15 protein-coding genes are annotated in these 18,118 nt (G+C 69.7%); 9 read left to right on the top strand and 6 right to left on the bottom strand.

Going from position 1 to position 18,118, the window contains the following annotated elements; genetic code table 11:
* The first annotated feature begins 169 nt into the window (after positions 1-169).
* Together ACQRWP_RS16695 and ACQRWP_RS16690 are read left to right on the top strand one after the other, a co-directional pair.
* Positions 170-1,045 carry an ABC transporter ATP-binding protein gene (locus ACQRWP_RS16695; protein ID WP_430495889.1) on the top strand — a complete coding sequence of 292 codons (876 nt, stop codon included), beginning with the start codon at positions 170-172 and terminating at the stop codon, positions 1,043-1,045.
* The gene (locus ACQRWP_RS16690) at positions 1,042-2,013 is read left to right on the top strand and encodes an ABC transporter permease subunit (protein WP_430495887.1); all 972 of its coding nucleotides are present in this window, start codon (positions 1,042-1,044) and stop codon (positions 2,011-2,013) included. The genes ACQRWP_RS16695 and ACQRWP_RS16690 overlap by 4 nt, the downstream gene beginning before the upstream one ends.
* A 151-nt stretch (positions 2,014-2,164) precedes the next feature.
* Here the strand turns inward: ACQRWP_RS16690 and ACQRWP_RS16685 are convergent, their stop codons facing one another.
* Positions 2,165-3,370, bottom strand: a complete 1,206-nt coding sequence (locus ACQRWP_RS16685) for an esterase-like activity of phytase family protein (RefSeq protein ID WP_430495885.1) — start codon at positions 3,368-3,370, stop codon at positions 2,165-2,167.
* 433 nt (positions 3,371-3,803) lie between these two features.
* On the opposite strand from ACQRWP_RS16685, the gene ACQRWP_RS16680 reads away from it, so the two are divergent.
* A complete protein-coding gene (locus tag ACQRWP_RS16680) occupies positions 3,804-3,977 on the top strand; it encodes a hypothetical protein (RefSeq protein WP_167457586.1) in 174 nt (57 codons plus the stop codon).
* A 60-nt stretch (positions 3,978-4,037) separates the two neighbouring features.
* Here the strand turns inward: ACQRWP_RS16680 and ACQRWP_RS16675 are convergent, their stop codons facing one another.
* Positions 4,038-7,136: a hypothetical protein gene (locus ACQRWP_RS16675; protein WP_430503124.1), complete on the bottom strand. Its 3,099-nt coding sequence runs from the start codon at positions 7,134-7,136 to the stop codon at positions 4,038-4,040.
* 32 nt (positions 7,137-7,168) lie between these two features.
* Here ACQRWP_RS16675 and ACQRWP_RS16670 point away from each other — a divergent pair, with 32 nt between their 5' ends.
* The 5 genes from ACQRWP_RS16670 (at position 7,169) to ACQRWP_RS16650 (ending at position 11,096) form a co-directional block, all read left to right on the top strand.
* A complete protein-coding gene (locus ACQRWP_RS16670) occupies positions 7,169-8,305 on the top strand; it encodes a sensor histidine kinase (protein ID WP_430503123.1) in 1,137 nt (378 codons plus the stop codon).
* Positions 8,302-8,970, top strand: coding sequence for a response regulator (locus ACQRWP_RS16665; RefSeq protein WP_430503122.1), 669 nt, complete (start codon positions 8,302-8,304; stop codon positions 8,968-8,970). The genes ACQRWP_RS16670 and ACQRWP_RS16665 overlap by 4 nt, the downstream gene beginning before the upstream one ends.
* Before the next feature lie 58 nt (positions 8,971-9,028).
* On the top strand, positions 9,029-9,952 hold the full coding sequence (locus tag ACQRWP_RS16660) for an ABC transporter ATP-binding protein (RefSeq protein ID WP_430503121.1): 924 nt from the start codon (positions 9,029-9,031) through the stop codon (positions 9,950-9,952).
* The gene (locus tag ACQRWP_RS16655; protein WP_430503120.1) at positions 9,949-10,680 is read left to right on the top strand and encodes an ABC transporter permease; all 732 of its coding nucleotides are present in this window, start codon (positions 9,949-9,951) and stop codon (positions 10,678-10,680) included. Before ACQRWP_RS16660 ends, ACQRWP_RS16655 begins: the two co-directional genes overlap by 4 nt.
* A gap of 191 nt (positions 10,681-10,871) precedes the next feature.
* Positions 10,872-11,096, top strand: coding sequence for a hypothetical protein (locus ACQRWP_RS16650; RefSeq protein ID WP_430503119.1), 225 nt, complete (start codon positions 10,872-10,874; stop codon positions 11,094-11,096).
* 788 nt (positions 11,097-11,884) lie between these two features.
* On the opposite strand, the gene cspE is transcribed toward ACQRWP_RS16650, so the two are convergent.
* The 3 genes from cspE to ACQRWP_RS16635 form a co-directional block, all read right to left on the bottom strand.
* Positions 11,885-12,088 carry a transcription antiterminator/RNA stability regulator CspE gene (cspE, locus tag ACQRWP_RS16645; RefSeq protein ID WP_043326981.1) on the bottom strand — a complete coding sequence of 68 codons (204 nt, stop codon included), beginning with the start codon at positions 12,086-12,088 and terminating at the stop codon, positions 11,885-11,887.
* A gap of 505 nt (positions 12,089-12,593) precedes the next feature.
* Positions 12,594-15,368: a TIM barrel protein gene (locus tag ACQRWP_RS16640; RefSeq protein ID WP_430503118.1), complete on the bottom strand. Its 2,775-nt coding sequence runs from the start codon at positions 15,366-15,368 to the stop codon at positions 12,594-12,596.
* Positions 15,349-16,257, bottom strand: coding sequence for a shikimate dehydrogenase (locus ACQRWP_RS16635; protein ID WP_430503117.1), 909 nt, complete (start codon positions 16,255-16,257; stop codon positions 15,349-15,351). Before ACQRWP_RS16635 ends, ACQRWP_RS16640 begins: the two co-directional genes overlap by 20 nt.
* A 128-nt stretch (positions 16,258-16,385) precedes the next feature.
* On the opposite strand from ACQRWP_RS16635, the gene ACQRWP_RS16630 reads away from it, so the two are divergent.
* Positions 16,386-17,036, top strand: a complete 651-nt coding sequence (locus tag ACQRWP_RS16630; RefSeq protein WP_430503116.1) for a TetR/AcrR family transcriptional regulator — start codon at positions 16,386-16,388, stop codon at positions 17,034-17,036.
* A gap of 51 nt (positions 17,037-17,087) precedes the next feature.
* Here ACQRWP_RS16630 and ACQRWP_RS16625 read toward each other — a convergent pair whose 3' ends face one another.
* The gene (locus tag ACQRWP_RS16625) at positions 17,088-18,068 is read right to left on the bottom strand and encodes a ThuA domain-containing protein (RefSeq protein WP_430503115.1); all 981 of its coding nucleotides are present in this window, start codon (positions 18,066-18,068) and stop codon (positions 17,088-17,090) included.
* Positions 18,069-18,118 lie beyond the last annotated feature (50 nt).

Raw genomic sequence — 18,118 nt, 5'->3', positions numbered from 1 at the left:
GCAATCCCAACCGCCACGGCGTTCACCGCCGATCGGTGTGTCGTGTCCATACCTGAGGACGCTAGAAGATCGCCACCCAACGCGAACCGGTCAAAAGTAGGGTCGTCGGCGTATCTGCCCCTGCTTTGGGCCGATGCCTGGCGCCGCCGGTCGTCCGCATGCTGAGCCCATGCAAACCCCACTCGTCCTGCACGCCGAGCGGCTGAACAAACGCTATGGCCGCCGCGTCGCATTGACCGACTGCAACCTGCGGATCCCACGCGGGCATGTCGTCGGGCTGGTCGGCCCGAACGGCGCCGGCAAGTCCACACTCCTGCAACTGGCCTGCGGCCTGATCGGAGCGACCTCTGGGACGTTGTCCGTCCTCGGGTCCAGTCCGGCCGCCAGCGCGGCGCACCTGGCCCGGGTGGGCTTCGTTGCCCAGGACACCCCGGTGTACGCCTCGTTCAGCGTTGCCGACCACCTGAAGATGGGTGCGTGGCTGAACCCGTCCTGGGACGCGGCGCTGGCCAAGCGACGGATCGCGGAGGTCGGCCTGGACCCGGCGCAGAAGGCGGGCCGGCTCTCCGGCGGCCAGCGCGCGCAGCTTGCGTTGGCCATCGCCGCCGCGAAGCGACCCGAGCTGCTCATCTTCGACGAGCCCGCCGCCGCACTGGATCCCCTGGCACGCAGGGGCTTCATGCGCAGCCTCGCAGAATTCGTGAACGAGCTCGGCGCCAGCGCCGTGCTCTCCTCACACCTGTTGAGCGACGTCGAGCAGGTCTGTGACTACCTCGTCGTACTCTGCGACTCACGCGTCCAGGTCGCCGGTCCGGTACGGAGCTTGCTCGCCGCGCATCACAGAATCGCGAGCAACCCCGCCGCAACGCCCGCCGGGGCCGAGGTCATCTGGACCGAGCACGGCCACACTCTGGTCCGGTGCGACGCAGCGGTACGGCCGAAGAACGCCGAGCCGGTAGCGCTGGAGGAGATGGTTCTTGCCTACATGTCGCGGGCAGCCGAAACGAGTGCCGTCCCAAGCGGGAGTGCGGCGGTGTCGCGATGATCAGGATGAGCCTGCGGCAGTTCCGCATCCAGGCGCTGGTTGGAGCGGTCCTGCTGGTCCTGTCCGCCATATACCTGATTCACCTCGGCAACGACATCCGTGCCGCGCGCGACACATCCCAGCTTCCGGGCCAGTACGGGCAGACGATGCTGTTCCTCGCCAGCGGTTTTGGCCTGGTACCCGCGCTCATCGGGGCGTTCTGGGGCGCGCCGCTCATCGCTCGGGAACTGGAGTCCGGCACACATCGACTGGCGTGGAACCAGAGCGTGCCCCGCCGCCGCTGGCTCGCGGTCAAGCTGACGGTTCTCGGCCTTACCAGCATGGCCGTCGCCGGTACGCTCAGCGCGCTGCTGACCTGGGCGGCGACCCCAGTCGACCAGGCAGCCGGCGACCGGTTCAGTGCGGTCCTGTTCGGTGCGCGCGGTATCGCGCCCATCGGGTACGCAGCCTTCGGCTTCATATCCGGCGCCGTCACCGGGCTCCTGGTACGGCGTACCCTGCCGGCGATGGCGTTGGTGCTCCTAGCCGTGATCGCCGTGCAGTTCGCCGTACCGAACCTCCTGCGACCGCATTTCATGCCGGCCGAGCAGGTCACCGTGCCGATGAGTGCCGATGCGATCAACCAGGCCCGGAGCTTGGGAAGCATCACTGGCAGTCCGGTCGTCGGAGGGCTGGAGATACCGGACGCCTGGGTCACGAATACCAGCGAGCTCCTGACCTCTGATGGCCGGCAATTGTCCGACGCAGCCTTCAACGAGTGTTTCAACAAGGCCCCGAAGACCGGCGCCACCGGCACGTTTGGGGACACCGCGGTATGCCTCGGCAAACTCGACCTCCACGTCGACATGGCCTACCAGCCCAATCGTCGCTTCTGGCCCTTCCAACTGATCGAACTAGCCCTGTATCTCGGTCTCAGCGCGATCCTCGCCGCGGTCGGCCTCTGGCGCATCCAGCGCCGGGTCAGCTAGTACCGCGACGGCAGTTGGTCAGGGGTAGCCGTGTCGTCGGCAGTGGCAGGTTCGGGCTTGGTGTTGGCGTCGTCGGCACCAGTTGGACCAGGCCCAGACGTGCCGGTACGGGGTGGGCGGCGGATCAGGCCACCCACCCCTGGTGTCCGGGTCAGTAGCGACGCAGGATGCGCTTGTCGGCATCCAGGCGGTGGTCCAGCTTGATCACGATGAACTCGTTGTTGTCCGCCTGGCCGGCCGTGCGGCCCGAGGAGGACGGGAAGTTGTTGTCGTTGAGGACGGCGATCGTCTGGTCGTCGAGGATCACCACATCCTCGATGGTCTGGAACGGGAACGTGAAGGTGCCGCCGAACCCGCCGACGTGTCGCGGGTTGGCGATGTTCATCAGGTCGGCGACCAGCGTTTTGTCGAGGCGCCCGTCCCGGTTCCGGTCGCGCTTGTCGGCCAGGTAGACCCTCTTCACCTTCGCCGTCTCACCCTGGCCGTTGTCCCGTTCGATGATCAGGAAGCGGTCGCGGTCGACCATGATCGCGTCGCCGATCGCGTGATCGGCAGCGTCGAGCGCGTAGGTCCAGCGCCGACCGGTGTAGGCGTTGGTCCTGACGTCGAACTCGTTGAGCCGGAGTGTGCCCGTCGGGTCGCCCGCGACCGTGCCCTCGAGCAGCGGATAGAGGGTGGCGCCGTCCGGTGACTGGGCCATGCCCTCGAAGCCCTTGCTGCTGGCGAGGTTGGCCGGGGTCGTCCCGCGGGTCGGGTTCTCGGGAGCGAACACCCCCGGCAGTGGCACCGGTGCCTGCAGGAGGCGGCCCGCCCGGTCGAAGTGCAGCAGGTACGGACCGAATTCGTCACCGATCCAGTACGTGCCGTCGGCCGTGCGAGTGATCGACTCGACGTCGAAGTCGGCACCGGTGAGCACGCGGTCGGCGCGGGTGAGAGCGAACGGAACCTTGCCGTACGGGTCGGTCAGGTTGATGCCGCCGACGACGTCGACGGCGCCGCCGGCAAAGCCGGGCGCGACCCGCTGGACACGCAGCAGGAAGTCGGCACTGTTGGCCTTGTTGCCGAAGCCGTTGTCGGACAACACGTCGAAGGTGCCGTCGGTGTTGCGGAGGACGCCGCTGAACCCCTGGACCGGTTGGTCCACGAACGGCGGAATGATGCCGTTGATCGGGGCAGTGCCGAGCGACGAGCCGGACGGTTCGCTGCCGGGAACGAAGGTCGCTGCCGGCAGCATGGCGAATTTGATCAACTCGGCCCGGTTCCACGTGCTCCGCTCGGTTGCGGACGCGGCGCCCGGCAGCGTCAGGATCAGCGCGGCCACCGCAGCACCCAGGCCCACCCGCTTGCTTACTGCCATCAGTCCTCATTTCGTCAGGAACGAAGGACCAGCTACTTCTCGGTAGTGATCCGATGGCAAGGTAGAGAGACACGATGAATTCGGACTGACCAAAGGGAATCCGCGCCCGATCCGTGCGGTGACCCTTCAAGGCGACCTCGGCTTGCCGGACGATTGCGCGATCTGTGCCGTCCGGGCAGCCCCTGCGGGTCACGGCGGGCCGAGCACGGGGGCCAACCGGACCACCGTGGCGACCGCGTGTCCGTGGTCAGCGGGGCAACATGACCCTCCGCTTGTCTCCAGACCACTCGGCGACGCGGCCAGCCCTGCCTCGTCACCGGTCAGGCTCAGGCAGCGAACGGACCAGTGCCGCCAGGCGCCTTGACGAGGGGAAGGCCGCCAAAGCTCGCGGGCTCGACGAGCGGCAGTCCGGAAGACGACGGATACTCGCCTGATGACTGGACCCGATCTCGACCCCGAACAGTATCCGCCCATCGACCCGCGCGAACCGGTGCCCGACGACGCGGGCGTCCTTCTGCCCGGCGCGCCGGACGAACTGCCAGAAGCCCCGGCCGAACCGATGCCGGACGACGGTGGCAACGCCGGTGGCGTGCGCGAGCCGGCATAGATCAGTCCGCGAACAGGGGCCTGCGCCGACGGAGATCAAGGGCGTCGGGGGGTTGGGCGGTCAGGCGGATTGCCGGTGGCGGCCGAGTGACAGGAGCAGGCCGGCGGCGGCCAAGGCGATTCCGGTGGCGGCGGTGTATGCAGGTAGTTGGCTGGGGATACCGAGGTGGACGGTGATGCCGAGGATGCGGGACAGGCCCCAGGGCAGCAGCGCGAGCTGGTCATTCCACACCGTCAGCGCGCGTTCCAGGCCCACTACCGAGACCAGGGCGGACAGCACCCCGAGGGGCGCACCCGCGGCGGTGAGGGTCAGCCCGACGGCGCTTCGGCGGCGCAGGCCGTAGCGGTCCCGCAGGACCACGGCGACGGCCACGAACAGCCAGCAGAACGCCGCGAACGCGACGGTGACGTACGCCGCGCGCAGACTCGGCGCAGTCCAGAAGGCGAACCAGTAACCGCCCGGTCCGCGCCCGGCGAGCGCCGCCAGCAGCAGCACGCTGCGCAGCAGCGCGACGCCGCCGACCACGGCCCACAGGTGGAACGGATCCCGCCGGCCGACGACGAGGCGTACGACGAGGGTGAACAGCGCCCACCCACCGAGGGTGACCAGCAGGTGCGCCGGCGCGGCGAACCAGGTCAACACGAGCCGGCTCGCCACCAGTACCACGGCCGGGACCAGCCACACCAACACCCGGTCCGCCCGCGTCATGGGCGTCGGCAGCGAAGCGACCCGCCACGGCCGGAGCGCGCCGAGCAGCAACGCGCGCGCGGCGGCCGCGCCGAACCCGCGCCCGTACAGGCCGAGCAGCACCAGCAGCAGGATCGACCCGAGCATCGCCCGGGCCGCCCAGGCCATCGCCGGGTCCCGGTCGGCGCGCCGCGCCCCGAGGTCGGCGGCGGTGAAGTTGTACGCGGGCAGGTCCAGGTCGGCGCCGTAGCGCTGCCGGTGCGCGTCGCGGGCGTCGTGGTATGCCGCTGCGGCCAGCCGCCAGTCGTGGCGGGCGGCCGGGTCACCCGTGTCCAGCCACTGCGCGTGCCGCAGCACCATGGCCCGGTACGCGCTGAGCGTCTCGAACAGGTCGACCTGGTAGTCGAGAGTCGCGGTGAAGCGCCGGCGCAGTTCGGCGTCCCGCCAGGTCGCCGGCTCGGTCGCGGCGACCAGGTCGCGCATGCGCCGGGCCAGCACGACGGCCTGCGCGCCCTCCTCGATCGCCTCGTCGACGCGGCCACCGGTCACCGCGTAGATGCTGTCCAGCGCCGCAGAGTCGCCGGTAGGGATGTCCCACTCGAAGATCCACATCATGGGCGGTGGTTCCAGCCCGAGCGCCCGCACCGACCGCTCGGCGTACGGACCGATGTAGAGGCCTTTGGTGACCGCCTGCCGGGACAACGCCATGGCCTGCCCGATCGCGGCGACGGTGCCCGGGTCGCCGGAGAACGTGCGGTACGCCCAGTCCGCCGTGACCTGCGCCGGGTCGGCGTGCGGGTCCCAGGCCAGGCGGCCGACGGCGTACGTGTTGAGGTCGTAGAGCTGCCAGAACCCTGCCCGCAGGTACAGCGACATGGGCCCGGCGCGCAACGGGCCGCCGTCTTGGGTCCAGTTCCAGACACCCTCGACGTTCGGGTTGGCGGCAAGGAATGCGCGCAGCGCCTGGCGGTGCAGCGGGCCGAGATCGTTGGGCAGCGAGCCGAACGCCTCGAACTCGCGCCGGGCCTGGAACTCCACGATGCGGCGGTGCCCGCCGCCCAGCAGGGTGGTGTTCAGCGGTAGGTGGCTGTAGAAGTCGCCCAGGGTGTACTTGGTGGACACGATCAGATGCGGATCGTCGAGCCCGCCGAGGACCTGCGCGTACGACACCGGGTTGGTGTGCAGGTCGCCGACGGCACCGACGCCCACCGTCCACGTGCGGAAGATGATCTCCTTCCCGGCTGGGCCCGCGATGTCCAGCAGCGCCCGCAGCATCGCGCGCACGGCCCTTTCCGTGGTGACCGCGAGCCTTGACGAGTAGTCCCAGCCGGTTCCGGCGTACACCTCGCCGCCCTCGCCGACGCGGACCATCAGGCCGTCGACGAACGGCATGCTCTCGAACAGCTCGGCCAGACCGGCCTGGTAAACCGCCCACAGCCGAGGGTCGGCCGCGTCGAGGCCGCCGACGGTCCGCGTCAGGTATGCCTCCAGCGGGGGCGACACCGCGAGCATGTCGGTCAGCAGGAAGACCCGCACGCCCATGTCCTCGGCGTACCGGAAGACGGGGCCGAACGCCGCGACCATCGCCCGTGCGCGCTCGACGTGCGGGTCGCCGGGCGGGTAGACCGCGCGCCCGTCGCCGACCTTCACGAACGTGACGTACTCCAGGAAGCCGGGCACGACGATTCCGTTGAATCCCTGCGTCACCGAGTGGTCGACGAACTGTCGAAACTGCGCGTCGATGCGGGCCACCGCGCCAGCGTCCACCCACGGCGCGTGAGGCAGCACCGCCGACCCGACCACGTCGGTGTTCAGGCCATAGTCGTCGCCGGCGGCGAAGACGGCCGGGTCGGGCTCGCGCCCCACCGAACCCGCGTCGGTCAGCCGCAGGCCGAGCCGGGGGATGACCACCCGACCCGCGTCCGCCGCAGGAAGCACCTCGGCACCGGAGCGGATCCGGTCGGCCAGCCGGTACATCCCGGCTGCCACGCCCGCGACGTCGCCGCCCTGGACGGCCAGCTCGGCGCCGCGCACGTCGAGCCGGTACGACTCGGGCGTACCGCTGAGGGTGGACAGCACACCCGCCCGCAGCGTGCTCACCGCCGACAGGTCCGGGGCCGCGACGCGCACCGTGCCGGTGCCCGGCGCGGTCGTCGCGGACCTGGCCGGGCTTGACGCTGCCGGGACGAGCACCGGCCGGGGCAGGCCGCGGGAGACGACCGCGTCGGCGACGGCGGCCGCGGCCTTCCTGATGCGCAGTTCGTCGGGCACGACGAGGGACGCCAACGGCGGGACCGGTGCGGGCGTCCGCGCCGGCGCGGCGACAGCGTCCTCGCGCGGCACGGCGGCGGGGGCGTGGCTGAGCCCCAGCGTGTCGCCGACGCCCCAGGCCGTGGCCGCGCCGAGCGCCAACAGGACCGCCGCGGCGACGAGCAGCGGGTACGGCCGGCGAACCTGGGCAACATGAGCCACGCTCGCATGGTAATAGCCCGTAGGCTGATTCAATGCGGTCCGGACGTGCCCTCGTCGGGCTCACCACGCTCCTGACCATCGTGTTCGCCGTTCCCGAGTGGCGGATCGTCGAGGAGTACCCGCTCCGCGCCATACCTCTGCTACTCGCCAACACCCTGCCGGTGCTGGCGATCCGGTGGAACCCCGTCGCCATCGCGCTCGTCTTCGGTGTCACGTACCCGCTCTGGCTCGAAACGCCCTTCGACGGAGCGCACGAGGGCCACTTCCTCCAGTCGCTGCCGCTGATGGTCGCCCTCTACGCCGCCGGCGCCTGGCGCCGGCCGCTCTGGCTGCGGGCCATCGCCCTCATCACCCCCCTGTGGATGATGACCGCGGTCGTCGCCGGTCAGTGGCCGGTGAGCGTGACCGATCTGCTCTACGTCGCTGTGGTCTGCGGCGTGGTCTGGGTCCTCGGGGTCGCCATCGACGACCGGCAGCGCTACGCCGAGGACCTGGAGGTCAAGGCCGAGCAGTTGCGGGCGGCGCAGCGGGCGCTCGCCGAGAGTGCCATCGCCGACGAGCGGTCGCGGCTTGCCCGCGAGCTGCATGACGTCATCGCTCACGCGATGAGTGTCATTACCGTGCAGGCCGGCGTCGGCGCTCACCTGGTTGCCGCCCGTCCGGCGCAGGCCGCCGAGGCGCTCACCATCATCGAGCGGACGGGTCGGGAGGCGCTGTCGGAGTTGCGCCGCATGCTGACCGTGCTGCGCGACCCGGCCCGGAGCGACCAGGTCGGCCCGGCGCCGGCGCCGCAGCCGGGCCTCGCCGACGTGCCGTCGCTGGTGGCCGCCGCAGGCGACGCCGGGGTCGCCGTCACCGTCGCGGCCTCCGGACCGCCGGTGCCGCTCCCACCCGGCCTCGACCTGGCCGCCTACCGGGTGATCCAGGAGTCGCTCACCAACGTCATCAAGCACGCTCCGGGCGTACGGGCGCAGCTCACGATCAGCTACCAACCAGATCGGCTATCCGTGGAGGTCCACGACCGGGGCGCTGCCGATCCGGCGTACCTCCCTGGCCAGGGCCTGCGGGGGATGGCCGAGCGGGTCGCCCTCTACGACGGTGAGCTGTCGACCGCTGGCGGACCCGACGGGTTCCGGGTAACCGCGACCTTTCCACTGGAGGCGCCGTGATCCGAGTGCTGATCGCCGACGACCAGGCGCTGCTGCGGGCCGGCTTCCGGGCGCTGCTCGACTCCGATCCGCAGATCGAGGTGGTGGCCGAGGCCGAGGACGGGGAGAGCGCGGTAGCCGCCGTCGCCGTACACCGACCCGACGTGGTGCTCATGGACATTCGGATGCCGAAGCTCGACGGGATAGCGGCGACCCGCAAGGTGCTGGCCGCCGCCGACCCGCCGCACGTGTTGATCCTGACGACCTATGACACCGATGAGAACGTCTTCGACGCCCTGGAGGCGGGGGCGGTGGGCTTCCTGGTGAAGGACACCCCGCCGGCACAGTTGCTGGAGGCGGTCAGATCGGCGGTGCGCGGCGGCGCGGTCATCTCGCCATCGACGACCCGCCGCCTGGTCGACCATCTGGTCGCCGCTCGGCTGCGGCGGGACCGGCCAGCGCCGCCCGCGCTGGCGGCCCTCACCGAGCGGGAGCGAGAGGTGTTGGGACTCATCGCCCGCGGCTGCTCCAACCGGGAGATAGCCGGCCGGCTGCACATCGCCGAGCTGACCGCGAAGACCCATGTCTCCCGGGTCCTGACCAAGCTCGCGGTGGAGAGCCGGGTCCAAGCGGCTGTGGTCGCCTACGAGACCGGGCTGGTCCAGGCCGTACCTCCTTCGGAGTAGCCGCGAACACCGCCTTCGGCGGACGTGCCCGGGCCCGGGGCTCTCGTAGCGTCACCTCATGGATGTCGTGAGGGTCGAGAATCTCCGCAAGAGCTACGGGCGCGTGGTCGCCGTCGAGGACGTGTCGTTCACCGTGCGGCGGGGCGAGATCTTCGGACTGCTCGGCCCGAACGGCGCCGGTAAGACCACCACCGTGGAGTGCCTTCAGGGTCTGCGGGGACGGGACGGGGGGCGGGTCGAGGTCCTGGGCCTGGACCCGACCCGCGAGCCGGAACAGCTGCGCCGGCGGATCGGGTCGCAACTGCAGTCCTCCGCCCTGCCCGACCGGCTGCGGGTGGCCGAGGCGATCCGGCTCTTCGCCCCGTCGGGGTCCGGCGGAGACGTCGAGGCGACGCTGGCGGCCTGGGACCTGGCCGCGCTGCGGCGCCGGCCGTTCGCCGCACTCTCCGGCGGCCAACGGCAGCGGCTCTTCCTCGCCCTGGCGATGCTCGGCCAGCCGGAGGTCGTCTTCCTGGACGAGCTGACCACCGGGCTGGACCCGCAGGCGCGCCGCGTGACCTGGGACCTGGTCCGAGGGGTACGCGACCGGGGGGCCAGCGTCGTTCTCGTCACCCACCTCATGGAAGAGGCACAGGCACTCTGCGACCGGGTAGCCATCGTGGATGGCGGGCGGGTTGTCGCGCTGGATCGCCCGGACACCCTCACCGCCCAGCAGGGCGGCCCGATCACCATCACCTTCACCGTCGACGGTCAGGACGTCGGCTTCATCGCCGGAATACCGGGCATCAGCAATGTCAGCACCACCGGCGGTGTAGTCACCATCGCCGGGCAGGCCTGGGCCACGGTGCCGGTGGCGGCCGCCCTCGCCGAACGGCGGCTGTTTCCCGCCGACTTTCGGACTCACCATCCCACGCTCGAGGACGTCTTCCTCGCCATCGCCGGTCGCCGGCTTCGCGACGAACCACAGAGGGGACCGCAATGACCGCCCGCATCGTCTGGACCGAGATCAAACTGCTCGGCCGGGAACCGATCACGCTCCTGATGAGCCTGGCGTTTCCCGGCCTCCTGCTGGTCCTGCTGGCCGGCTCGTTCGGCAACGAGCCCGATCCGGAGATGGGCGGCATCGGCGGCGTCGACTTCTACGTGCCCGTGTACGCCGCCGCGGCGATCGCCGTGATGGGGTTTCTCGGCGTCCCGACCCACCTGGCCGCGTACCGCGAACGGGGAGTGATGCGTCGGTTCCGCGCGGCCGGTGTCTCCGCCTGGCCGCTTGCGGGTGCACAGATCATCGTCACCGCGCTGATGGCGGCGGTCGCCGCCGCTCTCATGATCGCGATCGGATTCGGAGGCTACGACCTCAACGCACCGTCCTCGACCATCGGGGTGCTGGCCGGGTTTCTCGTCGGCACGCTGGCCTTCGCGGCGCTCGGAGTCCTACTCGGGACGCTACTACCGACCGCGCGGGCCGCTCAGGGGGTGGGACTGCTGCTCTTCTTCGGGCTCTTCTTCATCGCCGGTGGCGGGCCCCCGCCGTACCTGCTGCCCGACGCCCTCAACACCGCCGTCGACTTCACCCCGATGGGGCCCCTGATGGACGTGGTCAGCGACCCGTGGCACGGCGCCGGGTTCAACTTGACCGCCGCAGCGGCCCTGCTCGGCATAGCCGTGACGGCCACGCTCCTCGCCGTCCGCCGGCTCGCCCGAACCTGAACCACGGGCCCATCGAGCCTGCACGCTGCCTCTCCGACCACCGCAGTCGCGGGTGCGGGTTGTTCGTCCTGGCACAGCGACTGGAAGGACAGCGGACGGCTCCAGTGGGAAGGCTGACCACGTACCACCGCGCGACGGTCACAACGACATCCATCGTTTGTAGAACACCTGCGCCGGGCACAAGATATGCCATGGTGAATGAACGAGGCAGGTTGGTCGGCGGCTACCTCATGCGACTCATCGGTGGCGTGGCGGTCATCTTCGGGCTATTGATGCTGTTCACCGCGCTGTCCCGGGGCGACATCATCGGGCTGGTGCTCGGCGGCGTCTTCGTTGTCGGTGGCGCGTTCCTCCTCAAGCGTTCGAGCAAGATCGGCCGGGGGAGAGAGGTGGCCGCTACCCGCCGCACGAGCTGAGGGTCCAAAGCCCTGCGACGGTAGGCCAACGGCCCCTGCCTTCCGGCGCCGAGCTTTTGGTGACGTCCCGGGGCTGCTCCACGGACGTGAACAAGCCCGTCTACTACGGCCCGGACAGCGCCACCGCCTTCGATGCCGTGCTCAGCCTGTTGGAACCCAATAACCTGCTTGCCTATCTCGACGCCGCGGGCGCCGAGCAGACACGCACGCGGCTACGCGCCAACCTCGACACCCACAACACCGACGGCGGCGTGTACTTCGAATCGCGTGCCTGGATCGTCGAGGCTCGCCGCAGTCACAGAAGCTGTCGGGGGAGCGGCCGACGAAGTAGAGGTCCGCGTCGGCGCTGCGGGCAAGGACCTTGCCGGCGCATTCGAGCAGCTCGGGTAGGAACCAGAGATCGGGCTCGGGGACAGCGTCGAGGAGAGCGCCGAGCTGGGCTGGAGAGACAAGGTCCCAGCGGAACGGACCTGTCGGTGCCGGTACTGCCGCCACGGCCGAAATCCTATCCGGCTGGTCGCGTTCGAACTCCACGGCGGAATGTCGCCAGAGGGCGGAGGAGGGTTAGCCATGCGCCCTGGGAGGAGCCGTGGGACAGGGACTGGTCTTGAAGCCCGCACTTGTGCGGTGTCCGGATCCCTTGCGTCCCTTGTGCGAGTGCCCGGTACACCGGTCGTTGCGGGACAGCATCGAGAAGCCGCCGTCGCGTGAGAGATGCCGCGGTGAGCGCCTGAAACGCCGAACGGCGGCCCGCTGAATCAGTCGGGCCGCCGTTCGCAGAGCGTGGATCAGAGCGGGCGGATGTTCTCCGCCTGCGGGCCCTTCTGGCCCTGGGTGACGTCGAACTCCACCTTCTGGTTCTCGTCGAGGCTACGGAAGCCGCTCGCCGAGATCGCGGAGAAGTGGGCGAAGACGTCGGCGCCGCCGTCGTCCGGGCTGATGAAGCCGAAGCCCTTGTCGGCGTTGAACCACTTCACGGTACCTGTAGTCATGTCTGCTCCTCGCAGGCTGTTAGAGACCGCACTGTGCGGACCCTTACGCCGCCGCGTTGATCACCCGCGTCGAAACGACACGAAAAACGAAAAGCGCCTGGAGGGGTTTCAGATGCCCCCATCAGGCGCTAAAAAACGTCTACGGAAATCAAAACTGCAACGGGGCAACCGTAGCACATGATCTGTCGTCGATCCCGGGGAGGTGAGTGGACCTGGTCCCTTGTCTGCCTCATCGATGCCGCCCTGGCCACAACCGTGAAGCGAAGGCCGACCGGCCGTCGCTGCCGCGACCACCCTGCGGCCGGCTCGTGCCCGCGGTTTCCCTCGGAGTCGCCAGCGCGATCGCCGCGCTCCGACGTTGGCGCATCCGGGAACACAGCATGGCATCGCCACCAAGGCTGTCATCCGATGCGGCGGCGACGGGGGATGGCCGTACCGGGGCCAGGCAGCGGGCGTTTCGGAGGACGGGGTCGGGGTGGGGGCTCTGCCTGGGACGCCGCGGCCTTCACGCCGCCCTGGTGGGCCGGTGTACGTCTGAGGCGTGGTCAAGGTGGCGGCGTGCCGCCGAGATCGACATGCGGGCGTGTTCCTTGGCACCCACCTGAGCTACCAGGGTCGCCCGAGGGATCTCCAGGGCGTATGGAATTCCGGGCGGCAGGGCGGCGAGGATGCCGCGCACGTCGATGCCGCCCTCGCCCGGAAAGAGACGCTCGAAGCGTGCCGTGTGGATGAGTTCGTCAACAGTGGCAGGCACGGTGGCCGCGGCGTCGCAGACGTGCGCGAAGTGGAGCCAGTCGGCGGGCAGTTCACGAAGGTCGGCCAGACTGGATCCGGATCGGGCGAAATGCAGCAGGTCGATCAGTATCCCGGCGTTGGGCTGGCCGGCGGCTCGCAGTACCCGGGTGGCCTCGCTCAGGTCGGGCGTCTCGGTCCATGACGGAAACTCGAGGTCAATTGTCAGACCCAGTGGTCGAGCCAGCTCACACAGTTGGGCGAACCGGTCGATCTTGCGGGTCCGGTCGGGGTCGGGCAGCTGGGTGATGACGTGTCGGGCGCCGAGCTCGGCGCCGGCTTCGAGGAAGCGTTCGAAGTCGCGAGGGTCCTCGTGCGGGCCGATCCGTGCCAGTTCGATGTCCAGGACGTCGATTCCGGTAGCGGCGAGGCGTACCTTCGTCGTCCTCATGAGTGCTGGATCGGTCGCAAGGGGATAGTGCGGCTCCTGCGGCGTGACCCGGGTCAGGCGCAGACCGACGTAGCGGTATCCGGCCTCCGAGGCAGCTTCGACCAGCTCCGGCGGAGACAGGCTCAACGCGGTCAGGTGCGCCAGCGAGTAGTCATGCGTCGCGACATTCGGTGGCTGGGGCGTCTCTCGCAGGACGATCAGGCGGCGTTGTCGATGCGCTGCCATACGTACCGGCGCGGCGTCGGTGGCGCCGTATCCGGCATATCCGCCGATCCGCTGCACGACCTCGAAGAAAACTCGGGAGCCGAGCATCTCGGTGTGGAAGTGCAGGTACTCGCCGTGTGCGTCCCGGTCGTAGAGGATCGAGTGCTCGCGCATGGCCGCGAGTAGCTCCGGTCTCAGAGCGAGTCGGCCGTCAAGGTCGTCGTAGTAGTTCTGCGGAATCGTCAGTACGGGGGCGCCGAGTTCGCGCATCGCCTTCGCGCTGGCGATCACGTCGTCGCTGCTGAAGGCGAGATGTTGTGGGCTCGGAACGGCGGGTGCCCAACTGCCGCGTCGCAGCGGGGCTGTGTTGAGTGTGATCCGGAAGCGTTGGTCCGGGCTAGCGGCAGCCCGGCTGCGAATCAGCCCGAACGGCGCGGCGACCTCCGTCGTGGCGTCGAAGCGCAGCCCGAGCACCGAACGGTAGAAGAGAGCTACGTGGTCGAAGTCGTCGACCGACGCGGTGAGCGACACGTGATCGGTGGCGGTGACCAGGCCGTCCTCCCGGGCGGTGGTGCCGGTGGAGATGAAGTCGTCGAGCCAGCTGTCGTCCGCGCTGGTGCGGCAGAAGAAGACGGCGGTGCCGTCGGGTGCGGCCACGGAGCTGAGGTCGGCCTCCTGGGGCTGGCGAATGCGAGGCAGTACGGGTGCCAGCATCTGCTCCGCGCGTTCGGCCGACGCGGCGGGGTCGCTGCTCTCCACGGCCACCGCACAGATCGCGGCCGTGCCAGCGGTGACGGTTCGCTGTGGTGCGAAGTTCAGCAGAACCCGCGCGTTGCCCTGTTGCCACAGCTGCACCGGCTTCGACCGGTGTTGCCCGCAGTGGGCGAAGCCGAGTGCGGTCAGGGCCCGCGCAACGAGAGGGCCGGAGATCGGATCGACGGCCAGTTCGGTGAACACGTGCGCACCCAGGCGTGGGGTGGGTCGCAGGCCGAGTGCCCGCAGTCGTTGCCGGACGGGCGTGGGACCCTTGACCGTCACGGACTCCTGGAGGGCGAGCATCGCGCGCATGCCGTCGATGGCGGCCTGGCGTGGGTCCGCCTGCCGGTAGACATCGTTGAACGCCTCAAGGGACATCGGTCCCGCGTAGCCGGTCGCCAGGGCGTAGCCGACGAAGCCGGTCAGGTCGAACGAGCCCAGGCCTGGCAGCAGCCGGTGCCGGCTCCACTCGACCACCTCCCTCTTTCGCCGAGGCGCGTCGGCGAGTTGCAGGTGGAACACCTTCTCGCCGGGGATGACCCGGATGGCGGACGGGTCGTCATCACGGGAGAGGACGTGGAAGCTGTCGAGGCAGAGACCGAGGGCCGGATGGTTGGCGTGCCTGACGATTCGCCAGGCGTGCGCGTAGGTGTTCACGAACCTGCCCCAGGCCTGGGCCTCGTACGCGATTCGTAAACCTCGCCGATCGGCCCGGTCAGCCAGCTCGCGCAGCTGCTCGGCGGCCAGGTCGTCGTCGTCGACCGCGTCTGCCGACTCGGACGAGCAGACCAGCAGGGTATCGACGCCGAGTTGCTCGAGCACGTCGAACTTGCGCTCCGCGCGACGCAGGTTGGCGCGGAACAGGTCGGGTGGCACCGCCTCGAAGTCGGGGAATGGTTGGTAGGCGGCGATGCGGAGGCCGCGCCGGGCGCACTCCTGCCGGATCCGCGACGGCGACCACGCCGAGGCGATGAGGTCGCTCTCAAAGATCTCGACCCCGTGGAAGCTCGCCGCGGCGGCGGCGGCCAGCTTGTCCTCAAGAGTCCCGGAGAGGCAGATGGTCGCGATGGTCAGCTCGGGGGCTGTGCCTGCCCCGTCGGTCAGGCAGGTCGAGGAGTCACCGTTGGTGACGAACATGTGTGCTCCGCCTTCCAGGTGGGGGGTGGACGAGTTCGTAGAACTGACGCAGCATCCGTTCGGCATCGGGCTCGACGGCGCTGAACAGGCGGAAGGATTCGGCAGCCTGGAAGGCCGTCATCCGACCCCCGTCGAGCACCTGGCAACCGCGGGCGCGTGCGGCCACGATCAGCTCGGTGTCGAGCGGTCGGTAGACGACGTCGGCGACCCAGAGCCCGGGTCGCAACAGCTCGACGGGGAGCGGCAGGCCGGGGTGGCCCTCCATCCCGGTCGGGGTGGCGTGGGTGAGCCCGTCGGCGTCCCGGATCGCGTTCGCCAGGTTGCTGATCGGTCCCGTCTCGGCCCGACGCTCGCCGAACCGTCTGGTCAGGCGCCGCGCAAGCGCGTCGCTACGCCGCGCGTCGATGTCGAACACGCTCACGGTCCCCGCTCCGAGCGACAGCAGGCCGTGGGCGACGGCGGCGCCCGCGCCGCCGGCGCCGAGCACGACCACCCGATCGAGTGCCACATCTGGCATGCCCGTGGTGAGGGCCTGAACGAAGCCGGGCAGGTCCGTGTTGTGGCCGACCGTACCGCCGTCGGCGAAGAGCACCGTGTTGACCGCACCGACGGCAGCGGCGTCGGGGGAGACGACGTCGAGATGCTCGATGATGAGCTGCTTGACCGGATGGGTGACATTGACGCCGTCGAAGCCCGCGAGCCGGACCGCCGCCAGCACTTCACCGACGGCCGTTGCCGGCACCCCCATGACGTCGAGGTCCAGGATGCGGTAGCTGTATCTCAACCCGAGCGCATCGGCCTGCCGCTCGTGCAGGGCGGGGCTCAGCGACGTGCCGATCCCGGCGCCGATGAGGCCGACCAGGAAGCCGCGGCCGTTGTGGGGTGTCACCTGATGCTCCCCCGAGTCGATAATGTACGAACCGGTTAGTTACTTATACGCGGGGACCGGTGTGTGCGGAAGGGGCGGCGGCGATCTCGGTGGCTACAGTGAATTCACCCCGATGGGAGGAGTCACTGATGCCACGGACACCGGCGGTCGTGGCGGTGCCTGCTGCCCGGGACGCGGACCGGACACGGTCGGAGATCCTCGCGGTCGCCACGTCCGAATTCGCCGACAAGGGGTTCGCGGGCGCACGTGTGGACGAGATCGCCGCGAGGACTCGCACGACGAAACGGATGATCTACTACTACTTCGGTGGCAAGGAACAGCTCTACATCACAGTTCTCGAGCGGGCGTACGTGGGCATTCGGGCGTTGGAGCAACAGCTCGACGTGGAACATCTCGATCCGAGCGACGCGATCCGGAAACTCGCGGCATTGACGTTTGACCACCACGAGGCCAACCCCGACTTCATCCGGCTGGTCAGCATCGAGAACATTCATCGGGGCCGGCACATCGCCCGCTCGAAGATCCTGTCCGGGCTGGCCAACCCCGCGCTGGACGTGCTGGCCCGCATCCTGGAACAGGGCCGCGTCGCCGGCCGGTTCCGCGCCGACGTCGACCCCGTCGACGTCCACATGGTGATCAGTTCGTTCTGCGTGTTCCGGATCGCCAACCGGCATACCTTCGATGCGATCTTCAAGCGGGACATGCTCGACCCCGTTCGCCGCGAGCACTACCGGACGATGCTCGGTGACGTCGTGCTGGCGTACCTGACCGCGCGGTGACGGACCGCCGTGTGGCGCCGGGACGCACCACCGTGTCCCGGCGCCGGCCGACTATCGGCAGAACGGTCCGCGCCCCATGGCGGACTCGATGCCGCCGAGGACGTGGTCGAGAAAGTACCGGTCGCCCGTCATCTGGGCTTCCGTCCAGGCCTCCACAGCGTGGCCCAATGTGGTGACCCAGGACCGGCCCCCGTCGTAGTACTGGCACCAGGAGACAGGGTGGTTGGCACCGTGGCCGGGATGTCCGCTGCCGCCCTGCGGCCCCTCGGGCAGGGTCGACTCGTCGACCTTGGCGAGCACGCGGACCTGACTGGGGAAGGGGACCAGGTTGTACCATTCGTCGGCGAAGTCCCAGCGCGTCGGCAGGCCCGTGGTGGAGACGTCACGCCGGTTCGTCGTCACCACGGTGCCAGGCTGGTTGCGGCCATGGTCGTAGTAGTTGGCGCCGCCGAGCAGCCCCTCGTACCACTCCCAGTTGTACTCGGTGCCGAAGGCGTTGTGGACTCCCACGAAGCCGCCGCCACCGCGGACGTACTGCCGCAGCGCGGTCTGGGCGGCGTCGTCGAGCGTGTCGCGGGTGGTGCTCATGAAGATGACCGCGTTGTACCGGAAGAGGCGCGACGGCGAGGAGAGTTGGGTGACGTCCTCGGTCCAGTCGACGGCGAAGTCGTGCTCGGCACCGAGCCTGACGAGGGCGCTCTGCGCGGCGTGCTGCGGAGTCAGTGGTGGGTTGAGCCCGGGGGCCAGGGCAGGGCCGAGGTGGGCGTGGCGGGGGCCGGCGGTGCGGCTGTAGACGAGGACGCGGTAGCCGTCGGTCGTGGGGTCGAAGTTGCCCCAGTCGTGGTAGCAGTCGGGGTCGGTGCCACGGCAGACGCCGTAGTCGGGCTGACCGAGGTTCTCCGCGCCCCCGTCCTTCTGCGGGGGCCTCGCCCGCTCGGCGACGCTGGGCACAGAGGTGCCGAGGAGCATGACGGCGGCGGTGAGGGCAGCGCCGAGAGCCGCGCTGAGGACGGTGGTACGCCGTAAGGGCATGAGTGCTCCTTGTGCAGGGACGGCGTGTGGTGGTGGTGGGCGTCGCGTTC

This window comes from Micromonospora trifolii (genome assembly GCF_050516465.1).
Taxonomy (GTDB): Bacteria; Actinomycetota; Actinomycetes; order Mycobacteriales; family Micromonosporaceae; genus Micromonospora; species Micromonospora trifolii.
Note: the sequence above shows the minus strand (reverse complement) of the source record. Positions and strands in the feature narration are given on the sequence as shown.

Coding starts and splice junctions, on each gene's coding strand:
- ACQRWP_RS16695 (WP_430495889.1), top strand. CDS start 170: ATGCAAACCCCACTCGTCCTGCACGCCGAGCGGCTGAACAAACGCTAT.
- ACQRWP_RS16690 (WP_430495887.1), top strand. CDS start 1,042: ATGATCAGGATGAGCCTGCGGCAGTTCCGCATCCAGGCGCTGGTTGGA.
- ACQRWP_RS16685 (WP_430495885.1), bottom strand. CDS start 3,370: ATGGCAGTAAGCAAGCGGGTGGGCCTGGGTGCTGCGGTGGCCGCGCTG.
- ACQRWP_RS16680 (WP_167457586.1), top strand. CDS start 3,804: ATGACTGGACCCGATCTCGACCCCGAACAGTATCCGCCCATCGACCCG.
- ACQRWP_RS16670 (WP_430503123.1), top strand. CDS start 7,169: ATGCGGTCCGGACGTGCCCTCGTCGGGCTCACCACGCTCCTGACCATC.
- ACQRWP_RS16660 (WP_430503121.1), top strand. CDS start 9,029: ATGGATGTCGTGAGGGTCGAGAATCTCCGCAAGAGCTACGGGCGCGTG.
- ACQRWP_RS16655 (WP_430503120.1), top strand. CDS start 9,949: ATGACCGCCCGCATCGTCTGGACCGAGATCAAACTGCTCGGCCGGGAA.
- ACQRWP_RS16650 (WP_430503119.1), top strand. CDS start 10,872: ATGGTGAATGAACGAGGCAGGTTGGTCGGCGGCTACCTCATGCGACTC.
- cspE (WP_043326981.1), bottom strand. CDS start 12,088: ATGACTACAGGTACCGTGAAGTGGTTCAACGCCGACAAGGGCTTCGGC.
- ACQRWP_RS16640 (WP_430503118.1), bottom strand. CDS start 15,368: ATGTTCGTCACCAACGGTGACTCCTCGACCTGCCTGACCGACGGGGCA.
- ACQRWP_RS16630 (WP_430503116.1), top strand. CDS start 16,386: ATGCCACGGACACCGGCGGTCGTGGCGGTGCCTGCTGCCCGGGACGCG.
- ACQRWP_RS16625 (WP_430503115.1), bottom strand. CDS start 18,068: ATGCCCTTACGGCGTACCACCGTCCTCAGCGCGGCTCTCGGCGCTGCC.